The sequence below is a fragment of the Nonomuraea sp. NPDC050663 genome, from assembly GCF_044456985.1.
Classification (GTDB): Bacteria; Actinomycetota; Actinomycetes; order Streptosporangiales; family Streptosporangiaceae; genus Nonomuraea.
In genome coordinates this window covers 1-22,632 of record NZ_JBITGL010000001.1, presented here as the reverse complement: position 1 = coordinate 22,632, position 22,632 = coordinate 1, and the positions used below count along the sequence as shown (strand labels likewise).

The following is a 22,632-nucleotide window of genomic DNA, read 5'->3' as shown; positions in this document are numbered from 1 at the left end:
CTTGTAGGTGACCACGCTCTACGGGCCTCGGGAACCAGTGGGTCCGTCGTCATGGGGTTGGTTCCATCCTGTAGAGCCCGAGATCCTCGGCGAGGCGCACAGCCCGCGAACCAAGTTCACCGACCTCGTCAGCAAGCTCAAGCACGACCAACTCGCGCAGGTGTGGGCTCTGGCTCCACTCGTCCTGCCGGGCGACGCCGCGCAGCCAGGCCCCCGGAACGGGGATGGTCTCACGCATGATGCTCTTGACCTGAGACTTGGAGAATTGGCCGTATTTGGTAGGCGTGAGCGGAAGTAGTGCTCCGCTACCGGGGAGCCGGAGCACGCCGCCAGAGTCGCGGAAGCAGCAGACCACTCGGCCCGAGTCGGCGCCGAGACGGGTCGAATACTCGTCGACAATCTCACCCTTACTGAGGTCGACCAGGTCATGCAGAGCGGAAGGCTCGGGGATGGTGGCCATCGCCGCGTACATGTCGCGAGTCTGTTCCTCGGCGATCCTGTCCAGGTCTTCGTCGGTGAAGACCTTGCTTTGATCAGTGAACTCCTCGTCGTAGACCTCGTCGACGAGCTGCTGGATCTCACCGGGGATGTCGATGCGATGAACTCCAACCAATGCCTGGTGAGTACGGCACAGCAGCGATCGGTGATAGACGAACGGCCAGGCCTTCGGGATCGTGAACTTCCCCGTCCCATCGACCGGGCTAAGCACGACCAGCCGCATATCACGAGCCCATGCGGGACGCCTCGCGTCGTTGACCGGGTGCCGATGACAGCGACCTGCCCGCTGCAGGAGCAGCGCCACTGGCGCCAGATCACTGATCATGATGTCGAAGTCCAGGTCGAGGGACTGCTCGATGACCTGCGTCGCCACCAGAATGGCCCGACCCGGCCGGCCTCTCCCAGCCTCCTTGCCAAACCAGCTGACTACCTCGCGAGTGATCTCCTCCCGGCGATAAGCGGGGAACCGGGAGTGCAGCAGCGCCAGCCGTACGCTTCCATCTCTCGCGAAGCGGTCGGCGAGATCCAGATAGGTCTGCTGCGCTTCTGCGACGGTGTTACACACGATCGCGGCGCATCCACCCTCCACAGGCAGAGCGGACAGCACCTCGCCGATAGCCTCCCTCCTGTCGGGACGGCCATCGGCCCTGATGGGAACGTTCCCGGACGCAAGCGCGAGACTCCGTTCCCGGACCTGGACCGGGGTTGAGATAGCGGCGGTCGGGCTCACATAGATCCAGCCCGGATACCGCACCTCGGGCACAGGGGTCCCCACCCCCGCCCCGTTCAGATATGCCTCGGCTAACCTGCGGCCAACCGCGACGGGAAGCGTCGCCGACAGCAGGACGACCGGCACCTTCATCGCGCCCAGCCAGCTCACCAATCGCTTCAGCAACCCCTGCATGTAGGCGTCGTAGGCGTGGACCTCATCGACGACCAGCACCTTGCCGACCAAGCCCAGCATTCGCAGCACGTTGTGCCTGCCACGCAGCACCGCCAGCAACGCCTGGTCGATGGTGGCCACCGACAACCCTGCCAGCAGCCCACGTTTGGCACCCCGCAGCCACTGGGTGGCGAATGGATCATCGGTCAACACCTCTACCGCGTTCCCGGCGGGAGAGTACGCCCAGTCGTCCAGCCACGCCATGCCATGCAGCAACGTGATCGTCCCCCGCGCCCGGCGCAGCCTGAACTCATTCACCCGCCGGAACATCTGATCCGTCGTAGCCATCGTTGGAAGCCCGAAGTTGAATCCCGGCGTGCCTGCTGCCTCCCCCATCAGTTTCGCGGCATGCAACGCGATCTCGGTCTTCCCTTCCCCCATCGGCGCCATGACCATCAACAGCCCAGCGCCTCCTTCCAGGAGACCGGGCAGGTGCTCGCTGATCGAGCGCTGAAGTCCGTTGGGCTCCTCGATCTGGGGGAAGTCGTCTCGGAACCCGCCTGCTGCGAAGGCAGGGCGGATGAGGCCGGCTTCTCGCAGTACGGCGGGCATGGCCGCGCGGGTGTCAGCCAGGTGGCGCGCCAGCGAATCGCGATCTCCCTGTCTCGGGAGCCCATGGGTCAACTGGGCGCGCAGAAAGTGATCCTGGCTGACCAGCCAGTCGGCGAGGATGACCAGACCGCATGCCAGGGCAGCCACTGGCGCCGGGACGGTCTCGGGCGGCTCAGGACGTCCTGCGAGTTCGTGGACTGCCGCGGCAACGGCGCGGCGTTGTTCATCCCACCGACCTAGGCCCAGTTCAGGCAAGTATGCGAGCGGGTTTCGCATTTGACGAGAATCGTAGGAATGGAACGTTCCGTGGTGCCCCCCGAGTAGTTGCGCTACCCGAAAAGCCGATGCCCTTGAATTACGGGCTGGATAGCCCGCCTCAGCAAGAATGTGACCTAGCCAGACGTGTATCGCATAAGCATGCGGCTTGAATTCGCCTATCGGGGCCGGATAATTCCAGAGTTTCTGGAAAGCCGGATCATATCTAGACTGAAAGCAAGGCATGATCTTGCAGATGTCGTGGAGCCCTGCCCAGTAGGCCAGCACACTCCGAGCCTGCTTCTCCGACACGCCTAGACCTGATGCGAGCGCGTTACGAGTGCCCGCAGCCAGGTAGGTGTCCCAAAGTTCCTCGACGCCTGCTACAGCGTCTAGGAGATGGCAGACCACCGGATATGGCGAGGGCAGGCCCTTCTGCTTTCCCCACAACCATAAATCTAGTTCTGGCCAACCCTTCAACACCGCCCCCTTCTCACCTCTATTCACTCTCGCCTCCCTCAGGCAGGCCTACTATAAGGTCCTCGACCGACAAAACACCCGAGATCGAGAACAACCACAACATGAGTCGCCAACCGACCCGCGCCGCGGAGCCGCACGCTCCTGCAAAACATGCAGTGGGCGCCGCAAACTAGCAGGTCGCGAAGTGTCCTCCCCACGCCTGTGGGGGTGATCCGCCGCGACTGTGGCAGGCGCCCTCCCTCGAACCGTCCTCCCCACGCCTGTGGGGGTGATCCGAGAGCGGAGACGCGATGACGCTCGAAGAGGCCGTCCTCCCCACGCCTGTGGGGGTGATCCGGGCGTCATCTCCCAGGCTCGTGGCGCGCTCGGGTCCTCCCCACGCCTGTGGGGGTGATCCGGAGGGAATCGCCTCATGCCTGTAATCAACGCGGTCCTCCCCACGCCTGTGGGGGTGATCCGACTCTGCCGAGCGCCTTGCCAGTGGGGCGTACGTCCTCCCCACGCCTGTGGGGGTGATCCGGCGATCCCGTCCCGCGGACGGTCAGGGACGCCGTCCTCCCCACACCTGTGGGGGTGATCCGTCCAAGACTGCGGGGCCCGACAGGACCCCTGCGTCCTCCCACGCCTGTGGGGGTGATCCGGCCCCCAGCGTCTCGGGCTCGACGGACTTGGCGTCCTCCCCACGCCTGTGGGGGTGATCCGGCGGTCTCGCCGCACACCTGGCAGAGGCGCTGGTCCTCCCCACGCCTGTGGGGGTGATCCGCCCCGCGCGACGACATCGAGGCGGCGGTCGAGGTCCTCCCCACGCCTGTGGGGATGATCCGGAGGGATGGGGACCGGCACCTATCCAACCACCGTCCTCCCCACGCCTGTGGGGGTGATCCGGACGCCCAGAAGGCCCTCGGAGGGGCGTTCTGGTCCTCCCCACGCCTGTGGGGGTGATCCGGAGGGACGGGGACCGGCACCTATCCAACCACCGTCCTCCCCACGCCTGTGGGGGTGATCCGGGCATTCGCATGCCTACGCTGCACTACACGCGGTCCTCCCCACGCCTGTGGGGGTGATCCGCCGACGCTGGAGGTCGTCCTGTCGGCGGGCCTGGTCCTCCCCACGCCTGTGGGGGTGATCCGCCCGTCGACGGGCCCGCGCTGCAGATGGCGTGGTCCTCCCCACGCCTGTGGGGGTGATCCTGAACGGCACCAGCAGGCCCAGGCTGGGGGCTCCGTCCTCCCCACGCCTGTGGGGGGGATCCGGCGTGGCCGGGGTGACACCCGCGCGGGTTCGAGTCCTCCCCACGCCTGTGGGGGTGATCCGTTGCCGAGATTCGGCTTCGTGTAGACCAGGCGTCCTCCCCACGCCTGTGGGGGTGATCCGCCGAGGATGCGGTCTCGGAACCAGCCGAAGGCGTCCTCCCCACGCCTGTGGGGGTGATCCGGCCATGAGTTCGGGGTGTTCGGTGCCGCGCCCGTCCTCCCCACGCCTGTGGGGGTGATCCGGTGGCCGTCACCGGCGGGCAGGCGCTGGGCCAGTCCTCCCCACGCCTGTGGGGGTATCCGTGGCAGACCTCGGGCAAGGTCCCTACACCGCAGTGCTAGGCCGTACTGTGCTGGCGCCGTGACGATCGCGGACTTCGCAACTCGCCGTACGTGGTCAGGGCGATCGTCGCCAAGGACCTCCTTCGTCGGCCCTCGGCACTGGGCACGACGCGATCGTCCGTCTCCTCGCTTACTCCTCCCACCAACTCAGCTCACAGAGCTCATCCAGTTCCGTGCTCGTTCCGTGAAGCGCCGAAAAGCCGTGAGAGACCACGCGCAGCACCGCAACGTTTCGCCCCAGCTCAGAGGCACTCGAAGTAGCGGCACCGCTGATGATCCACACGCACATCGGAGATCATGCAGATCTTCGAGAGGACCAATCAGATCCAGCGGTTGGTGATTGCGCGGCATCTGTAGGCCTGAGGGCGAACCGATGCGGCTGTGATCGTCGTGGGCCGGGTCATTGCCCCATGGTGACGACCCATGGCAGCGACCCGGCCCCGACTGCGATGGTCAGGCCCCTGTTCCCCTGAAGGCCTCGATGTTGCGGGCGGCCCAGTCGGCGAACGGGCGTGGGGCGCGGCCGAGCAGGCTCTCGACGTCTCCGCTCACGCGCTGCTCCTGTGCCGACGGGGTGCCGAGGATCTGAAGCGTGCTGGTGACGACCGGCTCGGGCATGTATTGCAGCATCGCCGCCCGTGCCTCCTCCGGGGTCTGCTCGACGAAGCGCACCGGGCTGGCCAGCAGGTCCCCGATCGTCGCCGCTCGTTGCCTCGGGGTGGTGAGTTCAGGGCCGGTGAGCTCGTAGATGGCGCCCGTGTGGCCGCCCTGGGTGAGGGTTACGGCGGCGACCTCGGCGATGTCGCGGGGGTCGATCGTGGGCAGGCCGACGTCGCCGAAGGGGGCGTGGGCGGTGCGGCTCTCGCCGATGGTCCCTGCCCAGGCGAAGGCGTTGGAGTTGAAGCCGCCGGGACGCAGGATCGTCCAGTCGCCGTCCCACGCGCGGAGGGCCTCCTCGAAGACGACAGCGTGGCGGTACGGCCCCGGCCTGGTGCCTGCCCCCTGCGAGGACAGCAGGACGATCTTGTCGACGCCCTTGGCGTGCCTGAGCACCGCTTCCGGATCGCCCTCCATCAGGAGGAACAGCGTGTCGACCCCCTCAAGCGGGAGGGTTTCCGGTCGGGTCAGGTCGGCGGCCACATGGGTGACGCCTTCGGGGAAGGTGGCGGGCGTGCGAGAGATCGCCAGCACCTCCTCGCCTGCCGAGTGCAAGGCGTTGACCAGCTCACGGCCCGTGTTTCCAGTGGCACCGGTGACGGCGATCATGATGGCTCCTTGGAGTGCTGAAGTTAGTTAGTTGACTGACTTAAAACGACCGTAGCATGGATTCGGCGGCTATAGTTAGTCAGGTGACTAACTCATCGAGATCGGGCAAGCGGGAACGGCTCGCCATCGCGGCGGCGCAGGTGCTGCACGAGCAGGGGGTGGAGAAGACCACCCTCGCCGACATCGCGCACGCGGCCGATGTCCCGGTGGGGAACGTGTACTACTACTTCAAGACCAAGGACCAGCTCATCGAGGCGGCCATCGGAGCGCATGACGAGGAGCTGACCAGGCTGATCACGGCTCTCGACGAGTTGACTGACCCCCGTGACCGGGTGAAGGGGCTGGTGCGGGGGTGGGTCAGCCAGAGTGAGGTGACGGCCCGGTTCGGGTGTCCCACGGGGACGCTGGCGGCCGAGCTGGACAAGCGGGAGGACGGGCTCGATCGGGCCATCGCTCTGGTGATGGGGCGGTTGCTGGGGTGGGTGGAGCGGCAGTTCGCCGAGCTGGGGCGGGAGGATGCCGCCGAGCTGGCGATCGCGCTGGTGGCTTCGTATCAGGGGGTCGCGCTGCTGACCAACACGTTCCGGGCGCCACACATGATGCGGAACGAGGGGCGGCGGTTGGAGGAGTGGCTCGACTCGCTCTGAGCCGAGGTGAAGGCGAGTGTGGCCGTTGCACCGCGCCACAAGCCACCACAAGCCGTGAGCCGCCGTGAGCCGCCACAAGCCGCCGTGAGCTGCCGTGAGCCGCCGTGAGCCGCCGTGAGCCGCCGCATCCCGCCACGCGCACGTGGGCGACATCGTTGGCCCAGGCATCCCCACCTGCGACGATAACCCTCGTGCTGCTGCGAAGTCCTGGTCTGAAGGCGTGGGCGCGGACCATCGGCGCCGTGGCGCTCCTGGCAGCCCTCTACTTCCTCTCCCCCGACTCCGGTTTCCACATCCTCGGCATGGTCCTGGGCCTGGCCCTGCTGACGTGGCTGGTGACGCGCCAGGTGCAGCGCGCCCTCCGCCCGGGCAGGATCATGTCCGAGCAGATCTCCGTGCTCCTCACCCTGGTCAGCCTGGTGACCATCTTCTTCGCCAACGTCTACTTCACCCTCTCCGGCGAGTTCGACGGCCTGGAGACGAAGCTCGACGCGCTGTACTTCTCCACCACCACCCTGTGCACGGTCGGGTTCGGCGACATCACCGCCGTGGGTCAGGCCGCGAGGGCGATCGTCGTGATCCAGATGGTGTTCGACCTGATCATCGTCACCTCGGCGATCTCGATCGTCGTGAGCGCGACGCGGCGGGGCTAGCCGCCCTGGGCCCGCTTGCGGCGTTTGCCCTCGTGCATGGCCTGCACCCGGGCGATGGGGATCGTGTGTCCCTCGTCGATGAGGTCCTGCGGCAGTTCTTGCACGGCGGGCATCTGCTCCTGCCAGGGGTCGCCGGTGAGGTCCTTGACGGTGTGGATGGTGAAGTCCCGCGGGCTGACCTGGTCGAGGTCCTCCCATGCGACGGGGAAGGAGACCGGGGCGCCGGGCCGGATGCGGGGGCTGTAGGCGGCGACGATGGTGGCGCCGCCGGCGCGGGTGGAGTCGAGGAAGACCTTGCCGTGGCGGTCCTCCTTGATGAAGGCGGTGGTGCCGAGGGCCGGGTCGATGCGTTCGGCGCGGGCGGCCACGGCGCGGGTGGCCGCGGCCAGGTCCTCCCATGACACGTCGTCGCCGACGGGCACGAAGATGTGGACGCCCTTGGCGCCGCTCGTCTTGACCGCGCCGGTGAGGCCGCTGTCCGCGAGCGCCTGCCGTACGAGATGGGCCGCCTGTACGGCGAGCGTGAAGCCGCCGTCGGCGGGCGGGTCGAGGTCGAGGATGAGGTGGGTCTTCAGCAGCGCGGGGTGGTATTCGACGGCGCGCTGGTTGGCGAACCACAGCAGGGTGCGGCGGTCGTCGCAGACGGCGTAGGTCACCTGGCGGTGGGACGATTCGGCCCACATCTCCACGGACCTGATCCAGCTGGGCGCGTATTTGGGCAGGTTCTTCTGCATGAACGGTTCTTGGCCGGGCCGTACCCTGATGACCGACAGCGGCCGGTCGCGCAGCGCCGGGAGGATCCTGGACGACGCGGAGTCGAGGTAATCGACCAGGTCACGCTTGGTCGCCTCCGCGCCGTCGAAGAGCGGCCCGTCGAGATTGGTCAGCTTGACGCCCTCGCGCGATTCGTCTCCCATTCAGCTATTGTGAGTGATGTGACTGCCGGGTCGGCCATGGGCCATACACGAGCAGGGTTCCCGGCCGCCGCTTGAGCGCGCGGCGGGCCCGTAGCCCGCCTTCTCTCTTCTCCATCTCGCCTTGTCATATGACGACATCACTTGAGGAGAAGAGTGTTCAACCAACAGATCATTGATGAGTTCCGCGCGAACGGCGGCCAGGTCGCCATGTTCCCGGATGCGCGCCTGCTGCTGATGACCAGCACGGGTGCGCGAAGCGGCGAGTCGCACACGACCCCGCTCGGTTATCTGCCGGACGGCGGCGAGCGCCTGATCGTCATCGCCTCGGCGGGCGGTTCGCCCAAGCACCCCGACTGGTATCACAACGTCGTGGCCCATCCCCTGGTCACGGTGGAGGCCGGCCGGTTCACCTTCCAGGCGAAGGCGACGGTCCTGACCGGGCAGGAGCGTGACGCGGCCTTCGCCCGCGCGGTGGAGAGCGATCAGGGGTGGGCGGAGTACGAGCGCAAGAGCGGCCGGCAGCTGCCTGTCGTGGTGCTCGAGACCGTGTCGAGCGGGCCGCCGCAGGCCTCCTCGTTCGGCGAGGTGCTGCGCATCGTGCACGACTCCATCCGCCGCGAGCTGGCCCTGGTCCGCAAGGAGCTGGCCGCCTCCGGGCCGAGGCTGGGCGCGCAGCTGCGTATCAACTGCCTGACGGCCTGCCAGGGGTTGCACTTCCATCACACGATGGAGGACAACGGCATGTTCCCCGGCCTGCTGGCGCAGCATCCCGAGCTGGAGCAGGTCGTGGCCAGGTTGAGCGAGGAGCACGAGAAGATCTCGGTGATCCTGGCCAGGTTGCAGGAGCTGCTGTCGGCCGAGGGCGCCGGTGACGTCCTGGCCGAGGTGGACCGGCTCATCGAGGAGCTGGAGGCCCACCTCGACTACGAGGAGGAGCAGCTGATCCCCATCCTGGACGCCTGACCGCGCACGTGGAGTGGGGCCCGCGGGCCTCACTCCACCGCGAGCTTGACCCCGAGGCCGACGAAGATCCCGCCGGTGGCGACGTCGATGCGGCGGCGTACGGCCTGGCGGCGGCGCAGCCACGCCCCGATGCGCCCGGCCAGCACGCCGACCGTGCCGTCGACCAGGAACTCGATCACGATGAGGATCACGCCGAGAATCGCGAACTGCAGCCACACCTGGCCCAGGGCGGGGTTGATGAACTGCGGCAGGAACGCGATCGTGAAGGTCACCATCTTGGGGTTGAGCAGGTTCGTCATCAGGCCGCTCAGGAAGGCCTTGCGTCCGGACATCCCGGTCACGGCCACCTCGGCGGGCACCGCGTTCCTGTTGCGGATCATCTGCACGCCGAGGTAGATCAGGTAGGCCGCGCCCACGACACGGACCACGGTGAAGGCGAGGGGCACGGCCTCGAACAGCGCCGCGAGCCCGACGGCGGCGACCGCGACGTGGATCGCCTCGCTGGTCGCCACGCCCGCGGTGGCCAGCAACCCGGCCCTGGCCCCGCCGCGCATCCCGCAGCCGAGCACGAACAACATGTCAGGACCGGGAGTGATCATCGCGATGATCGTGGTGACGGTGAAAAGTGTCAGCAAATGGGGGTCGATAGGCATGCCACCATTGTCCCAGGGCGGCCAAATCCGCCCCTTACTCCACCCTCCCGGTGACGGCCCAGGCGCGCGCGGTCAGCTCGATCACCCCGCCGGGCAGCATCTCACGCAACCTTTCGCGCAGCCGCTCCCGGCGGTCCTCGGGCAGCGAGGCCACGTAGGCGGGCGCCACCCCGACCCCGCCCAGGAACGGCTGCCAGAACGCCTCGAAGTCGGGGAAGACCGTCGGCGTCTCGATCGGGGCGACCTCGACGTCCTTCAGCTGTGCCCTACCGAAGAGTGCCCGCAGCGGTCCCGGGCGGCAGATCGGGAAGTCCTCGCCCGGCGCCGCGGGATCCAGCGCGGCCGCGGCCTCCCAGAACAGGCGCATGAACTCCATGCCGTCGGTGTAGTCCCACACGTAGGCGCCGATCACCGCGCCCGGCCTGCACACCCGCCGCATCTCGCGCAGCGCCTGCTCGGGGTCGGGCACGAAGTTGAGCGCCAGCGCCGAGACCACCCGGTCGAACCGGCCCGAGGCGGCCGGGATCGCGCCCGCCGTCCCGACGACGACGGCGAACCTCCGGTCGTCACGCAGCGCGGCGCCCCGCAGGAAGCCGGGCGACGGGTCGACGCCCAGCACCAGCGCGGGCTCGCGGCGGTCGATGATCGTGTGCGCGAGCGCGCCCGACCCGCAGCCGACGTCGCACCAGGCGGCGCCGGCCGTCTCCGGCAGCCGGTCGAGGAAGATCGGGGCCAGCCGCCTGCTCCACCGGCCGACATACGTTTCGTACGGCTCGTGCCTGGTCCAGGTCATGGCTCAGAGCCAGCCCACCCGGGCGTCCTTCAGCGGCATGTCCGTGGGCGCCACGCCGAGCTCCCCGGCGCGGACCCGCTCGAGCAGGCGTCCCGCGGCCTCGACGATCTCGGGGGCGGCGGCGCGCAACGCCTTCTTGTCGCCCTCGGGCAGCTCCTCCAGGGGGCCGTCGAGGACGTCGAGCCGCTCGGCCAGCCACTTCAGCGGCTCGGCGGACAGCTCGCGTTCGAACTTGCGCGCGCTCGGGTCCCAGCCGGCGGTGAACTCGGGATGGTGGTGGGTGCGGTCGAAGCTGCCCGGCCTGCCGTCCACCGATTCGAGCAGGTCGACCCGCCAGATCGGCCGGCCGGCGGCGATCGGCTGGGCGGAGTAGATGGATCCCTTGAGCTCGCCGCGTTCAAGCTCGCGCACCTCCAGGCGCACCCCGTGTTCGGGGCCCTCCTGGCCTTTGGCGGGGTTGGGGTCGACGAAGTACAGATCGCTCAGAAGCACACCGGTCTGGTCGAAGCCGAAGACGTAGAGCATGGACGCGCCCTCTCCACTGGTCGATTCCGCTTCCATCATGACCCGTTTCTGTCGGTGGCGGCCTGTACCTATGGACCATGGCGACTTTCGTGCTGATCCACGGTGGCGGCGACAGCGGCTGGGCCTGGCATCTCCTCGAGGAGGAGCTGCGGGCGCGCGGGCACGACACGGTCGCCCCCGACCTGCCCTCCGACGACCCCGATGCCGATCTCGGCGTCTACACCGACTCGGTCGTCAGGGCCGTCGGCGACCGCGCGGGCGAGATCGTGGTCGTCGGCCACTCCTACGGCGCCTTCACCGCGCCGCTCGTGGCCGACCGCCTGTCCTCGCGTCTGCTGGTGCTGCTCGCCGGGATGATCCCTTCGCCGGGCGAGCGCCCCGACGACTGGTGGGAGAGCACCGGGTGCGTGCGGGCCAGGCAGGAGGCGGGCCTGTCGGGCATCGACGACCCGTTCGAGGCCTACTACCACGACGTCCCGCGCGAGCTGGCCGAGGCGGGTCTGGCGCACGGGCGTCCCGAGGTGTCGCGCGCCGGCGAGCAGCCCTGGCCGCTGCCGGCCTGGCCGTCGGTCGAGACCCGCTTCATCCTGTGCCGCGACGACCGGTTCTTCCCCGCCGCCTTCTTCAGGAAGCTCGCCCACGACCGGCTCGGGCTGGTGGCCGACGAGATCCCCGGCAGCCACTGCGTGGCGCTCAGCCGCCCGAAGGAGCTGGCGGACATGCTGACCGGCTACCTGGAGTAATTCGGTACCATCTGCCGAAACAGTGCGTTTTCGGGTCATGGAGCCAGCGTGGAAATCCGCGATATCGAGATCTTCCTGACCCTCTGCGAGGAGCTCCACTTCGGGCGTACGGCAGAGCGCCTGCACGTGACCAGCGCCCGCATCAGCCAGGCGATCAAGAAGCAGGAGCGCGCGGTAGGCGCCGAGCTCTTCCACAGGACCAGCCGTTCCGTCCGGCTGACGCCCCTGGGCGAGCAGCTGCGACGCGACCTCACGCAGGCCTACCAGGCGCTCAAGGACAGCATCGACCGGGCGGCGCTCGCCGCCCGCGACAAGCGCGAGTCCCTGCGGCTGGGCATGATCGGCGGCGGCATCGCCCGCGATCTGCGCCCCGTCCTCGACCTGTTCGCCGGCCGCCACCCCCAGGCTGACCTCCAGATCCGCAGCATGGCCTTCGGCGACCCGTTCGGTCCGCTGCGCAGGGGCGAGGTCGACCTCGCGGTGTTGTGGCTACCCGTCCAGGAGGGCGATCTGGTGGTCGGGCCGGTCATGTTCACCGAGCCGATCGTGCTGATCGTGCCCGCCGGCCATCGGCTCGCCGCCGAGGAGTCGGTGTCGCTGGAGGTGCTCGCCGACGAGATCGTCGTCGACGCCTCGATGCCGCGCTACTGGCGCGAGGCCCTGCTGCCGGTCCACACTCCCAGCGGCAGGCTCATCCGCACCGGGCCGCAGGTCCACGATCTGCTCGAGGTGTTCGCGGTGATCACGTCGGGCGAGGGGGTGTGCCTCGTGCACGCCCAGACCGCTCGATACTTCGCCCGGCCCGACATCGTCTACGTGCCGGTTCACGACGCTCCCCTGGCTCACTGGGCCCTGGTCTGGCGGGCCGACGCCGATCCGGGGGGCCTGGTGCACGGGTTCGCCGATGCCGTACGAGAGCATGGGCCGCTGACTCTTTGAGAAGGATTGATCACGTGCGTCACATCAGTACATCCATCGACATCCAGGCGACGCCTGAGCAGGTCTGGGCCGTTCTCGTCGATTTCGCCGGCTATCAGGCGTGGAACCCGTTCATCCAGCAGGGCGCGGGCGAGGCCAGGGTGGGGAGCACGCTGACGTTGCGCATGCACCCCGAGAACGGCAAGCCGATGACGTTCCGGCCGAAGGTCCTGCAGGCCGAACCCGGCAGCAGGTTGCGCTGGCTCGGCCACCTGATCGTGCCCGGCGTCTTCGACGGGGCGCACGAGTTCGTGCTGACGCCGGTCGACGGGGGCACACGGGTCGTGCAGAGCGAGACGTTCAAGGGGCTGCTGGTGCCGTTCCTCGGCAAGATGATCGAGGGCACGGAGCGCAACTTCGAGCGGCTCAACGCCGCGCTCAAGCAGCGCGTGGAGGCGCAGCCGTCGGTGTAGCACCTGTTCAGCGGGTATGTACCCGCTCATGCTCATCGATCTCAAGGACAGGACCGCGCTGGTCACCGGCTCCACCCAGGGCATCGGCGCCGCGATCGCCGCGGGCCTGGCCCGCGCCGGCGCCCGGGTCGGGCTCAACGGCCGCCGCGAGGACTCCACCGCGGCGGCCGCGGCCCGGCTGACCAGCGAGGTGCCGGGTGCCCGGATCATCCCGGTGGCCGCGGACCTGTCCACCGAGGAGGGCGCGGCGGCCGCCGTGTCGGCGCTGCCGGACGTCGACATCCTCGTCAACAATCTGGGCATCTTCGGCTCGCGTCCCGCCCTGGAGATCGACGACGCGGAGTGGCGGCGCTACTTCGAGGTCAACGTCCTGGCCGGGATCAGGCTCACCCGCGCGTACCTGCCGGGCATGATGGCGCGCGGGTTCGGGCGGGTGCAGTTCATCGCGAGCGACTCGGCCGTGGCGATCCCGGCCGAGATGATCCATTACGGCATGACCAAGACCTCGCTGCTGGCCGTCTCGCGCGGTTTCGCCAAGGAGGCGGCGGGGACCGGGGTCACGGTCAACTCCGTGCTGGCCGGGCCGACCCACACGGGCGGGGTCGAGGATTTCGTCTACGAGCTCGTCGACCGCGACCTTCCGTGGGAGGAGGCGCAGCGGGCGTTCATGAGGGAGCACCGGCCGCAGTCGTTGTTGCAGCGGCTGATCGAGCCCGAGGAGATCGCCAACATGGTCGTGTATCTCAGCTCCCCGCAGGCGTCGGCGACCACGGGCGGCGCTCTGCGCGTCGACGGGGGCTACGTGGACTCGATCCTGCCCTAAGTTATTCCTTGACACGAATATTCTCCATCATGAATACTTAAGCGCATGGAGGAGATCCTCGCCGCCCTGGCCGACCCGGCACGATGGCGGCTCGTCACCCTGCTGGCCGAGCGCCCCCGCCCGGTCGGCGTCCTGGCCCAGCTCGCCGAGGCACGCCAGCCGCAGACCACCAAGCACCTGCAGACCCTCGAACGCGCCGGCATCGTCATCTCGCAGCGCACCGGCCAGCGACGCATCTACGCGCTGCGCACCGAACCGCTCCGCGCCCTGGCCGCCGCCCTTGTCACCCTCGCCGACCAGGGCGGAGCACCCCGCGAGACCTTCGACCGCTACGGCCTCACCATGGAGGCCGAACGCCTGGCCGCCGAGGAGAGCGGCTGGGCCGACGGGCGCACCTTCCACTTCGCCAGATCCCTGAACGCCTCCCCCGACGTGGTCTGGCGTCACCTCACCGAGACGCCCCTGCTCGCCCGCTGGTGGGCCCCCGACGACCTGCGCATCTCGAAGCTCACCTTCCAGGCGCACCCAGGCGGCCGGATCGTCCACGAGTACCGCGACCGCGAAGACGTCGACGGCACCGACCAGATCGCCGGCCTGGCCGAGGGCACGGTCGACGAGGCCGATCCAGGCCGCCGCCTGGCCTATCGCCTGTCCCCGCTGCTCCCCGACGGCAGCGTGGCCTTCACCTCGCACCTGACCTTCACCCTGCACCCCTCCGGGGCCGGCACGGAGCTCGAGGTCCGCTACCGGATCACCGACAGCACCGTCGACTCCGCCGACTTCGTCGCCGGCATCGAGATCGGCTTCGGGCAGAGCCTCGACAAGCTCACCACCCAGCTCGCCACCTCTGACACAAGGAGCACGCCATGACCAGCCGTACGGTGACCGCCAACCTCAACCTCAGCCTCGACGGCCACTACAACGGGCCGGGCGGCCCCGGCGACTTCTCGGCCTTCATGCCGTACGTCACCTCCGACGTCGCCCGCGACCACATGACCCGCCTGCACGAGCAGGCCACCACCGCCGTCCTGGGCCGCCTCAACGCGGAAGGCTTCATGGGCTACTGGTCGCAGGTCGCCGTCGACCCCGGCGCCGACGCGCGCGACCGCGGCTACGCGCAGTGGCTCGTCGGCTCCGAGAAGGTGGTCCTGTCGACGACCCTGAGCGAGGCGCCCTGGGAGCGCACCCGCGTCGTCAACGCCCCCGCCGCCGACGTGGTCACCGAGCTGAAGGCCGCGGGCGAGGGCGACATCCTCGTCAACAGCAGCGCGAGCGTCATCAAGCCGCTGCTGGCGGCGGACCTGATCGACCGGCTCTACCTGATGATCTTCCCCGAGATCACCGGCGGGGGTCAGCGCCTGTTCGAGGACGGCCTGCCGTCCACCTCGTGGACCCTCGCCCACCAGGAGGTCGGCAAGCTCGGCGAGATCGCCCTGGTCTACGACCGCCGTCGCTGATCGGCAAATATTCGGTCTATGCCCCGCATGGTGCTCTCTCCGGAGTTGGTCCGCATTGTTACGGTGCTCCGAGCATTTACGATCTTGCTCGGCTCTGGAGACATATGCGCCCGTCCAGATGGATCGCCATCTTCACCGCATGCGCCCTCTCGATCGCGGTTCACACCCCAATGGCCGACGCGGCCCTCGGCGGGCTGACCGACTTCGAGATCGACGGCAATATGACCGTCGACGGCACCCGGCCGGGCGCGGGCGTCGACTGGGACAACGCCGCGACCGCCATCAAGGGCTCCACACGCAACGACAACGAGCCGTGCACGGGCAGGGACGACGACACGCTGGGCGACAGCAGCCTGAATGACCTGAACGTGCTGCGCCCCGTCGTCACGCAGGACGACAACCTGCCGGGCAAGACCGACCTCTGCAACGCCTACGCCGCCTGGGAGGCGGTCCAGGTGGGCGATGAGCTGCACTACGTCCTGTACGGCGCGTGGCGCAGGAACCCCGGTGAGACCGGGCAGGTGAGCTTCTACATCCCGATCGTTCCGGCGAGCGCCACGAGCAACGCGGACGTGCGCCTGATCCGCTTCGACTACCAGTCGAACACCGGCGCGACCACCGCCTACGTCCGTTCCTACACGGGAAGCGGATGGAACCAGGTGCCGCAGGCGGCCGGGTTCCAGGCGGCGGTCTCGTCGCCGTCGCCCGCCGCGTTCGGTGAGTTCGCCCTCGACCTCACCGCGGCGGGGATCATCATGGAGGAGACGCCCTGCCAGCGTTTCACCGCCAGTTACGCCTTCACGCAGACGGGCAACAGCGACAGCGCGAAGCTGCAGGACTACGTCGGCTTCCGCCCCAGCCTGGCCATCAACACCTGCTCGATGGTGCGGATCACCAAGCAGACCTCGCCGGAGTCGCCCGACCCGAGCGCCGCCTTCGACGTGACGCTGGCGGAATCGTCGGGAGCGGCGTCGTACAACGCGACGCTGACGGTCCCCGGCAGTCCCTCCACCACCATCAACCAGGTGCTGGCCGCTCCCGATTACTCGCTGACCGAGTCGGGCCCGCCCGCGCCGTGGACGCTGCAGTCGATCGTCTGCCAGGCCTACGGGCTGACCTCGGCGACCCCGGTCACCGTCACCCTCGTGAGCGACGGGGTGCCGACGGGCGACAGGCTGCCCGTCGTGCCCCCGGCGTACGTGCCCGCCTCGGAGCCCTCGGCCACCTGCACGATCACGAACCGCGCGCCGTCGCTGACGCTGATCAAGGAGGTCGACGACACCGCCAGGCCCAACCCGCCCGCCACCCCCGACATGTGGCTCCTGCGCGCGAGCGGCCCGCAGAACGTGCAGGTCAAAGGCTCGACGACGGGCGTCACCACCGTGGTGGGACCGGGCGCCTACACGCTCTCGGAGCAGCAGGATCCCGCCAACCCGCCGCCCGTCTCCTACCTCGACGGCACCACCTGGGACTGCGGGAGCGGCCCCACCACGACCGTGGTGATCACCGCGACGAGCCGCGCCGTCTGCCGCATCGTCAACAGGGCCTCGCCCGCCGAGCTCACCCTGGTCAAGGTCGTGGACAGCACGGGAGACCCCGACACCCCTCCGGCCGCCTCCGACTTCGAGCTGACCGCCACGTTCCAGTCGGGCGAGGCGGGCGACCCGGGCGTGATGGACGGCGGCGGCGCCGTGTCGGGCACGACCGGCACACCCGCCGTGACCGACCGGCAGGTGAAACGGGGCGTGTACGGCCTGGCCGAGACCACGGTGCCCGGCTACCGCGCCACCTGGCGGTGCGTGGACGGCAACGGCACGGTGCTGTCGACCGCTCCCCAGGTGTCCATCCCCACGGTCGACGAGGGCGACAGGGCCAACACGCTCAGGACGATCGACGTGACCTGCACGGTCACCAACACCTTCACCCAGGCCAGGATCGACATCAGCGGTCCAGCGGTCAACGCCGTGGGCGAGCCGCACGACTTCGTCGTCACCGTGACCCAGGTGGGCGCGGGCGGGGCGGAGGAGCCGGTCGTGGGCATCGTCCCCGACCTGGCGATCGTCCCGCAGGGCGACCTCGACGACTACACCGTGGTCAACGGCTGCCTGGCCGGCACCAACGCCGACGGGCAGTGCACCGTGACCGTCACGGCCATGGAAGCCGGCGTGATCGCGATCGAGGGCCGCGGCCTGCCCGACCCGTTCGACGTCACCTTCACGCCGCCGACCACCTCGCAGAAACGGTTCCGCGCCTACCGGGTCGACGGCGCGGCCTCCGGCGTCAACCTCGCCGGCCAGGACCACACGTTCACGCTGTCCGGCATCCAGTTCGCCGCGACCGACGCCGCCGGCAACCCGTCCGGCCAGGGCCCGCTGCAGGCCGGGTCGATCATCCGCTTCACCTGGGACGGTCCGGGCCAGGCGACGGGGCCGAACGTCACCTCGCTCGGCGGGCAGGCCTACCAGTGCGTGGTCGGCGACCCAGGGACCTGCCAGGTGACGGTCACCTCCCCGGCCGCCGACGAGGGCACGCTCACGGTCACCGGGATCTCCGTCTTCCTCGACAGGGGCGAGGGCGTCACCACCGAATCCCGCATCGAGTACGGCCAGCCGGCCCTCATAGGGTCCGCCCCCGTCCTGACCAAGACCTGGGTCTCCTTCGACGTCTCGGTCGACCGTCCCGAGGCGGTCAACCTGATCCGCCGCGAGCACACCTTCACCTTCACCGTGACGCAGAAGGTCGGCTCGGCGGCGGCACAGCCGGTCAGGGGCGGCACGCTGACCTACGACTGGGTGCCCACCTCCGACGACCTGACCATCGACCCGGCCGGCTCCTGCTCGCTCAGCTCGGCGGGCACCTGCGAGGTCGTGGTCAGATCCGACACGCTCGGCACCGGACGGATCACGGTCACCGGCCTGCGCGACGTCCCGGTGTCCGACGGCGTCACGTTGTCGGTCTCCACGACGGACGCCTGGGCCTCCGCGTCGCTGGCCGTACCTCCCTCGCCGCCCACCAAGACGTGGGTCGGCTTCACGGTCGCCCTGCTGCCGCAGAGCGCGAACAACCTGGTCGGCGAACGGCACGTCATCACCGTCCGCGTCACCGGGTTCGGCGGCCCGGCGGGCCCGGCGCCCGGCCCCGCGCCGGTGAGCGGCGCCAGGGTCGAGGCCAGGGTGGTCTCCGGCTCCGCGACCTTCGACGAGGCCGCCAGCACCTGCTCGACAGGCACGGGCGCGCTCGGCGACTGCACGCTCGTCTACGTGCGCCAGTCGCCCGGCACGCTCACCATCGAGCTCGAGCGGCTTCACGACCTGCGCATCGCGGGCACGAACTTCGGGACCGTCCCGATCTTCGATCCCGACCACCCCGACGGCGCGCCCGGCATGGTCTTCAACCTGCGGCCCGCCGACGTGCAGGCGGCCAAGACCTGGTGGGACGTCCGCGTACGGCTCAGCCCCGACGCCGTCAACGACGTCGGCGAACCGCACGTCTTCACGGCCACCGTCGAGCGCACGGCCGACGGGAGCACCTGGGAGCCCGTGCCCGACGACGCCACCCTGACCACGACCTGGGCGCCTTCGCCCGCGGGCTCCAGCAGCGTCGTCAGCGACACCTGCGCCTCCCCCGGCACGCGGGACGGCGTCTGCCGGATCACGGTGACGTCCGCGGTGGCCTCGACCGGCGTGCTCACCGTGACCGGGGTGACCCTCTTCGTCGACCGCGACGACGACGGGATCATCGGGAACGACGTCAACGGCGACGGCGTCATCACCTCCGACGAGTACGGCAACGAGCTGGCCACCGTGTCCGACCTGGCTCCCGTGTCGGCCACCAAGCGCTGGCAGCCGGGCCCGGAGCCCACACCCACGCCGACCCCGACGCCCACCCCGCCCGCACCACGGCCGCAGCCGCCCGCCGTGATCATCCCGGCGGGCGACGACGAGGTGCTGCTGCCGTACACGGGCGCGCCGCCGTGGCCGGCCTGGCTGGCGGTGGCTCTGATGCTGCTCGGCGGCCTTGCCGTACGGCTCAGCCGGCCGAAGCGCCGCCGGGCCTTTGACGCAACCATCTGATTGCTATACATTGGGTAGCAACCAGATGGTTGCAACAGGAGGCGGACATGGCATTCCCCGACCGGATCGAGCGCACCATCCAGCTGCCCCACCCGCCCGAGCGGGTCTGGGCGGCACTGACCACCGCCGAGGGCCTGGGCACCTGGTTCGGCAACCGCGCCGAGATCGACCTGCGCGTCGGCGGCCAGGCCACACTCGCCTGGGACAGCGGCGACACCGCCACGCTCACCATCGAGCGCGTCGAGCCGCCCCGCGTCTTCGCCTACACCTGGCCGATCTACGGCCTGCCCGAAGGCGACCCGCGACGCACCTACGTCGAGTTCACCCTGGAGGCCACGACCGGCGGCACCACGCTGACCATGGTCGAGACCGGATTCGCCCAGGTGCCCGACGCCGACGTGCACCAGACAGCCTTCTCCGGCAACACCAAGGGCTGGACCAGCGAGCTGGGCGAGCTGGTGGCATACCTCGATGCACGAGCCTGACCCAGAGGCCGTGGCGCAAGAGGTCTTCGCCACACTGGCCGATCCGACCCGCCGTGCCATCCTCGCCGCGCTCTCCGCCGGCGGCCCGGCCACGGCGACGGATCTGGCCGCGCAACTGCCGATCACCCGGCAGGCCGTCACCAAACACCTCGCCCTGCTGGCAGAGGCGGGGCTGGTGGTGGCCGAGCCGGGCGAACGACGCCGGATCCGCTACCGGCTGGACTCCGGACCCATGAAGGTGGCCCAGCAGTTCCTCGCCGCGCTCGCCCGCGACTGGGACGGCCCGCTGGCCGCCCTCCAAGACCGATTGGGGTGAGATCATGAACACCAACCTGCCCGACGTGGTGACACGTGAAGAATGGCTCGCCGCCCGCAGGGAACTGCTGGCCAAGGAGAAGGAACTGACCCGGGCCCGCGACGCGCTCAACGCCGAACGCCGCCGGCTGCCCATGGTCCGCGTGGCCGAGCCGTACAGCTTCGAAGGACCCGACGGGACCGTGAGCCTGCTCGACCTGTTCGAAGGCCGCACCCAGCTCGTGGTGCACCACTTCATGTTCGCCCCCGACTGGGACGTGGCCTGCTCCAGCTGCTCCTCCGCCGCCGACGGGATCAGCGGGCTGCGGCAGCTGCACCCCCGCAACACCACGCTCGCCGCCGTGTCGCGGGCGCCGTACCCGAAGCTCGCCGCGTTCAAGGAGCGCATGGGGTGGAGCTTCCCGTGGTACTCGTCGTACGGCGGAGCCTTCAACTACGACTTCCACGCCACCCTCGACGACCGCGTCGAGCCGGTCCTCCTGCACCTTCGCACCAAGGACGAACTGGGCGACGAGTGGACGGAGGACATGCGGGGATCGGAGTGGCCGGGCATCAGCGCCTTCGTCCGCGACGGCGACGAGGTGTTCCACACCTACTCCACCTACGGGCGCGGCATCGAGGAGTTCCACAACGGCTACCGCTACCTCGACCTGACCGTGCTCGGCCGCCAGGAGGAGTGGGAGGAGCCCCGCGGACGGGCGGTCCCGCTGGGGATGCAGGTCGGCGGTCCAGGCATGCGGCTACCCGACGAGTACGAATAATTCGTTGGCTTCGCCGGGAGCGGCGTGGTTACCGTGCGCCCCATGGCAGAGATTCACGGCACGTACGACCCCCGCTTCTCCAAGGTGGCCGAAACGCTGGCCGACTCGCTCGACGGCGACGACGTGGGCGCCTGCGCGGCGGTCCACGTCGGCGACGAGCCGGTGGTCGACATCTGGGGCGGACACCTCGACGAGGCCCGCTCCTTACCCTGGCAGCGCGACACGATCACCAGCGTCTGGTCGACCACCAAGACCATGACCGCCCTGTGCGCGCTGATCCTGGCCGACCGCGGCGACCTCGACCTCGACGCGCCCGTCGCCCGCTACTGGCCCGAGTTCGCCGCCGCGGGCAAGCACGACGTCCTGGTCCGTCACCTCCTCGGCCACACCGCCGGCCTTCCTGACTGGGACGAACCCACCACCCTCGCCGACATGTACGCCTGGTCGCCGGCCACCTCACGCCTGGCCGCCCAGACCCCCCGATGGGAGCCGGGCACCGCGGCGGGCTACCACTCGCTCACCTACGGCTTCCTCATCGGCGAGGTCGTCCGCCGCCTCACCGGCCGCAGCCTCGGCACGTTCTTCGCCGAAGAGGTCGCAGGACCCCTGGGCGCCGACTTCCACATCGGGGTGCCCGCGGAACACGACCACCGCGTCGCACCCCTGCTCGCCGCTCCCGACGGCGACAAGCCGGAAGGCTTCGCCGTGGGCGTGTCCGACGCCAACACCGCCGCCTGGCGCCGCGACGGCAACCCCGCCGTCGGCGGCTTCGGCAACGCCCGCTCCGTCGGCGTCGTCCAGTCCGTCCTGGCCTCCGGCGGCACCTACCGCGGCGTACGACTCCTGTCGGCGGCCGGCTGCGAGCGGGCCCTCGAAGAGCAGTTCCACGGCGAGGACCGCCTCCTGGGCACCCCGATCCGGTGGGGCCTCGGCTACCGGGTGGAGGGCCGCACCTGCTCATGGGGCGGCTGGGGAGGATCGCTGGTCCTGGTCGACCTCGACCTTCGCATGACGGTGTCGTACGTCATGAACCAGATCCTGTGGGAGGACGGCTACTCGCGAGGCCTCGCGATCGTCATGGCCGCCTACGACGGCGTGGCGGCCGGCAGCCAGCACAGGCAGAACGGGTGACCGGCCGGGTCGGCGTACACCTGCACCCCGTAGACCGCCTCGCGGTCCTCGGCCGCCTTGAGCAGGCGACCGCCCAGCGCGATCACCTGCTCATGCGCCTCGTCGAAGTCGTCGACGTAGAAGTCGAGGTGGATCTGCTGGGGGGCGCCGTCGGGCCAGACGGGCGGCACATGGCCGGGCGCGAGCTGCACGCCCAACTGCCAGGTGCCGTCGACCCAGATGTTGTGCCACCGCTCACCCGGCTCGACGGTGCCGCCCAGCAGGGCGGCCCAGAAGGCGCTCACGGCGTCGATGTCGGCCGCATCCAGGACGATCATTCGGTGTCTGATCTTCATGGGGGTCCATCCGTCGAGTTTCGGTCGAGCCGGGCGCGGAGGCACGTTCGCGATCAAAGGGCCGACCACCGGTCATGATCGTACTTCGGAGATGGAGATCGTGTTGGAGCATCGATTCAGAGTGACCGAGTACGACCCTCGCCTCAGGCTGCAGGACGGGGCTTAGAGCTCCTAACGCAATGAGGTCAGGCGTCGCCAGCAGATGAGGGCGCACGCAAGCTTGAGGAAGGCCTCGTGGATGTCGTCGCGGACCTCCCAGCGGATTCGCAAACGTCGGAAGGCGTGCAGGAGGGCGAAGGTCTGCTCGACGACGTAGCGGTGTTTGCCAAGGCCGGAGCCATGTGCGGTGCCGCGGCGGGCGATCAGTGGCCGGATCTG

General features: G+C 69.4%; 22 protein-coding genes and 1 CRISPR repeat array. Of the genes, 14 read left to right on the top strand and 8 right to left on the bottom strand.

The window, feature by feature from the left end; translation table 11 throughout:
* Positions 1 to 49: 49 nt before the first annotated feature.
* The gene (cas3, locus tag ACIBH1_RS00110; RefSeq protein WP_397311326.1) at positions 50 to 2,731 is read right to left on the bottom strand and encodes a CRISPR-associated helicase Cas3'; all 2,682 of its coding nucleotides are present in this window, start codon (positions 2,729 to 2,731) and stop codon (positions 50 to 52) included.
* Positions 2,732 to 2,914: 183 nt separating this feature from the next.
* Positions 2,915 to 4,285: direct repeats of the CRISPR family, unit length 29 nt; unit sequence GTCCTCCCCACGCCTGTGGGGGTGATCCG.
* Between the two features lie 491 nt (positions 4,286 to 4,776).
* The gene (locus ACIBH1_RS00105; RefSeq protein ID WP_397311325.1) at positions 4,777 to 5,589 is read right to left on the bottom strand and encodes an NAD(P)H-binding protein; all 813 of its coding nucleotides are present in this window, start codon (positions 5,587 to 5,589) and stop codon (positions 4,777 to 4,779) included.
* An 83-nt stretch (positions 5,590 to 5,672) separates the two neighbouring features.
* On the opposite strand from ACIBH1_RS00105, the gene ACIBH1_RS00100 reads away from it, so the two are divergent.
* Both ACIBH1_RS00100 and ACIBH1_RS00095 read left to right on the top strand, forming a co-directional pair.
* Positions 5,673 to 6,236: a TetR/AcrR family transcriptional regulator gene (locus ACIBH1_RS00100; RefSeq protein WP_397311324.1), complete on the top strand. Its 564-nt coding sequence runs from the start codon at positions 5,673 to 5,675 to the stop codon at positions 6,234 to 6,236.
* 191 nt (positions 6,237 to 6,427) lie between these two features.
* Complete coding sequence (locus tag ACIBH1_RS00095; protein WP_397311323.1) at positions 6,428 to 6,889, top strand: potassium channel family protein; 462 nt, start codon at positions 6,428 to 6,430, stop codon at positions 6,887 to 6,889.
* Here ACIBH1_RS00095 and ACIBH1_RS00090 read toward each other — a convergent pair.
* Entirely contained in the window at positions 6,886 to 7,806 is a 921-nt protein-coding gene (locus ACIBH1_RS00090) for a DNA polymerase domain-containing protein (RefSeq protein ID WP_397311322.1), read from the bottom strand. The two genes, ACIBH1_RS00095 and ACIBH1_RS00090, sit on opposite strands and share 4 nt — an antisense overlap.
* Before the next feature lie 153 nt (positions 7,807 to 7,959).
* Here ACIBH1_RS00090 and ACIBH1_RS00085 point away from each other — a divergent pair, with 153 nt between their 5' ends.
* Positions 7,960 to 8,769 (top strand): nitroreductase/quinone reductase family protein, encoded by an 810-nt coding sequence (locus ACIBH1_RS00085; RefSeq protein WP_397311321.1) that lies wholly within the window; start codon positions 7,960 to 7,962, stop codon positions 8,767 to 8,769.
* A 29-nt stretch (positions 8,770 to 8,798) separates the two neighbouring features.
* Here ACIBH1_RS00085 and ACIBH1_RS00080 read toward each other — a convergent pair whose 3' ends face one another.
* Genes ACIBH1_RS00080 through ACIBH1_RS00070 form a run of 3 tightly spaced genes read right to left on the bottom strand, consistent with a single transcriptional unit; the run spans position 8,799 to position 10,779 of the window.
* Positions 8,799 to 9,422 carry a LysE family translocator gene (locus ACIBH1_RS00080; RefSeq protein WP_181615699.1) on the bottom strand — a complete coding sequence of 208 codons (624 nt, stop codon included), beginning with the start codon at positions 9,420 to 9,422 and terminating at the stop codon, positions 8,799 to 8,801.
* A 34-nt stretch (positions 9,423 to 9,456) separates the two neighbouring features.
* Positions 9,457 to 10,215, bottom strand: coding sequence for a class I SAM-dependent methyltransferase (locus ACIBH1_RS00075; RefSeq protein ID WP_397311320.1), 759 nt, complete (start codon positions 10,213 to 10,215; stop codon positions 9,457 to 9,459).
* Between the two features lie 3 nt (positions 10,216 to 10,218).
* A complete protein-coding gene (locus tag ACIBH1_RS00070; protein ID WP_397311319.1) occupies positions 10,219 to 10,779 on the bottom strand; it encodes a hypothetical protein in 561 nt (186 codons plus the stop codon).
* Between the two features lie 38 nt (positions 10,780 to 10,817).
* Here ACIBH1_RS00070 and ACIBH1_RS00065 point away from each other — a divergent pair, with 38 nt between their 5' ends.
* The 11 genes from ACIBH1_RS00065 (at position 10,818) to ACIBH1_RS00015 (ending at position 21,919) form a co-directional block, all read left to right on the top strand.
* Positions 10,818 to 11,483, top strand: coding sequence for an alpha/beta fold hydrolase (locus tag ACIBH1_RS00065; protein WP_397311318.1), 666 nt, complete (start codon positions 10,818 to 10,820; stop codon positions 11,481 to 11,483).
* Positions 11,484 to 11,531: 48 nt separating this feature from the next.
* Positions 11,532 to 12,422 (top strand): LysR family transcriptional regulator, encoded by an 891-nt coding sequence (locus tag ACIBH1_RS00060; protein ID WP_397311317.1) that lies wholly within the window; start codon positions 11,532 to 11,534, stop codon positions 12,420 to 12,422.
* 14 nt (positions 12,423 to 12,436) lie between these two features.
* Positions 12,437 to 12,874 (top strand): SRPBCC family protein, encoded by a 438-nt coding sequence (locus ACIBH1_RS00055; protein ID WP_397311316.1) that lies wholly within the window; start codon positions 12,437 to 12,439, stop codon positions 12,872 to 12,874.
* Positions 12,875 to 12,902: 28 nt separating this feature from the next.
* Complete coding sequence (locus ACIBH1_RS00050; RefSeq protein ID WP_397311315.1) at positions 12,903 to 13,697, top strand: SDR family NAD(P)-dependent oxidoreductase; 795 nt, start codon at positions 12,903 to 12,905, stop codon at positions 13,695 to 13,697.
* Between the two features lie 45 nt (positions 13,698 to 13,742).
* The gene (locus tag ACIBH1_RS00045; RefSeq protein WP_397311314.1) at positions 13,743 to 14,567 is read left to right on the top strand and encodes a metalloregulator ArsR/SmtB family transcription factor; all 825 of its coding nucleotides are present in this window, start codon (positions 13,743 to 13,745) and stop codon (positions 14,565 to 14,567) included.
* Complete coding sequence (locus tag ACIBH1_RS00040; RefSeq protein ID WP_397311313.1) at positions 14,564 to 15,154, top strand: dihydrofolate reductase family protein; 591 nt, start codon at positions 14,564 to 14,566, stop codon at positions 15,152 to 15,154. The genes ACIBH1_RS00045 and ACIBH1_RS00040 overlap by 4 nt, the downstream gene beginning before the upstream one ends.
* A 104-nt stretch (positions 15,155 to 15,258) precedes the next feature.
* Positions 15,259 to 19,227, top strand: a complete 3,969-nt coding sequence (locus tag ACIBH1_RS00035; protein ID WP_397311312.1) for a hypothetical protein — start codon at positions 15,259 to 15,261, stop codon at positions 19,225 to 19,227.
* A 47-nt stretch (positions 19,228 to 19,274) separates the two neighbouring features.
* Positions 19,275 to 19,712, top strand: a complete 438-nt coding sequence (locus ACIBH1_RS00030) for an SRPBCC domain-containing protein (protein WP_397311311.1) — start codon at positions 19,275 to 19,277, stop codon at positions 19,710 to 19,712.
* Complete coding sequence (locus ACIBH1_RS00025) at positions 19,699 to 20,028, top strand: ArsR/SmtB family transcription factor (RefSeq protein ID WP_397311310.1); 330 nt, start codon at positions 19,699 to 19,701, stop codon at positions 20,026 to 20,028. Before ACIBH1_RS00030 ends, ACIBH1_RS00025 begins: the two co-directional genes overlap by 14 nt.
* Before the next feature lie 4 nt (positions 20,029 to 20,032).
* The gene (locus ACIBH1_RS00020; protein ID WP_397311309.1) at positions 20,033 to 20,788 is read left to right on the top strand and encodes a DUF899 domain-containing protein; all 756 of its coding nucleotides are present in this window, start codon (positions 20,033 to 20,035) and stop codon (positions 20,786 to 20,788) included.
* A 42-nt stretch (positions 20,789 to 20,830) separates the two neighbouring features.
* Positions 20,831 to 21,919: a serine hydrolase domain-containing protein gene (locus ACIBH1_RS00015; protein ID WP_397311308.1), complete on the top strand. Its 1,089-nt coding sequence runs from the start codon at positions 20,831 to 20,833 to the stop codon at positions 21,917 to 21,919.
* On the opposite strand, the gene ACIBH1_RS00010 is transcribed toward ACIBH1_RS00015, so the two are convergent.
* On the bottom strand, positions 21,874 to 22,254 hold the full coding sequence (locus tag ACIBH1_RS00010) for a VOC family protein (protein ID WP_397311307.1): 381 nt from the start codon (positions 22,252 to 22,254) through the stop codon (positions 21,874 to 21,876). The genes ACIBH1_RS00015 and ACIBH1_RS00010 overlap by 46 nt on opposite strands.
* Before the next feature lie 171 nt (positions 22,255 to 22,425).
* Positions 22,426 to 22,632, bottom strand: a 207-nt coding sequence (locus ACIBH1_RS00005) for a transposase (protein WP_397311306.1), incomplete at its 5' end; no start/stop codon positions are given.

Bases quoted from the DNA above. Each gene is read 5' to 3' on its own strand.
- ACIBH1_RS00065 (WP_397311318.1), top strand. From the start codon at position 10,818: ATGGCGACTTTCGTGCTGATCCACGGTGGCGGCGACAGCGGCTGGGCC.
- ACIBH1_RS00045 (WP_397311314.1), top strand. From the start codon at position 13,743: ATGGAGGAGATCCTCGCCGCCCTGGCCGACCCGGCACGATGGCGGCTC.
- ACIBH1_RS00040 (WP_397311313.1), top strand. From the start codon at position 14,564: ATGACCAGCCGTACGGTGACCGCCAACCTCAACCTCAGCCTCGACGGC.
- ACIBH1_RS00075 (WP_397311320.1), bottom strand. From the start codon at position 10,215: ATGACCTGGACCAGGCACGAGCCGTACGAAACGTATGTCGGCCGGTGG.
- ACIBH1_RS00030 (WP_397311311.1), top strand. From the start codon at position 19,275: ATGGCATTCCCCGACCGGATCGAGCGCACCATCCAGCTGCCCCACCCG.
- ACIBH1_RS00015 (WP_397311308.1), top strand. From the start codon at position 20,831: ATGGCAGAGATTCACGGCACGTACGACCCCCGCTTCTCCAAGGTGGCC.
- ACIBH1_RS00020 (WP_397311309.1), top strand. From the start codon at position 20,033: ATGAACACCAACCTGCCCGACGTGGTGACACGTGAAGAATGGCTCGCC.
- ACIBH1_RS00105 (WP_397311325.1), bottom strand. From the start codon at position 5,589: ATGATCGCCGTCACCGGTGCCACTGGAAACACGGGCCGTGAGCTGGTC.
- ACIBH1_RS00080 (WP_181615699.1), bottom strand. From the start codon at position 9,422: ATGCCTATCGACCCCCATTTGCTGACACTTTTCACCGTCACCACGATC.
- ACIBH1_RS00070 (WP_397311319.1), bottom strand. From the start codon at position 10,779: ATGATGGAAGCGGAATCGACCAGTGGAGAGGGCGCGTCCATGCTCTAC.
- ACIBH1_RS00090 (WP_397311322.1), bottom strand. From the start codon at position 7,806: ATGGGAGACGAATCGCGCGAGGGCGTCAAGCTGACCAATCTCGACGGG.
- ACIBH1_RS00010 (WP_397311307.1), bottom strand. From the start codon at position 22,254: ATGAAGATCAGACACCGAATGATCGTCCTGGATGCGGCCGACATCGAC.
- ACIBH1_RS00025 (WP_397311310.1), top strand. From the start codon at position 19,699: ATGCACGAGCCTGACCCAGAGGCCGTGGCGCAAGAGGTCTTCGCCACA.
- ACIBH1_RS00035 (WP_397311312.1), top strand. From the start codon at position 15,259: ATGCGCCCGTCCAGATGGATCGCCATCTTCACCGCATGCGCCCTCTCG.
- ACIBH1_RS00050 (WP_397311315.1), top strand. From the start codon at position 12,903: ATGCTCATCGATCTCAAGGACAGGACCGCGCTGGTCACCGGCTCCACC.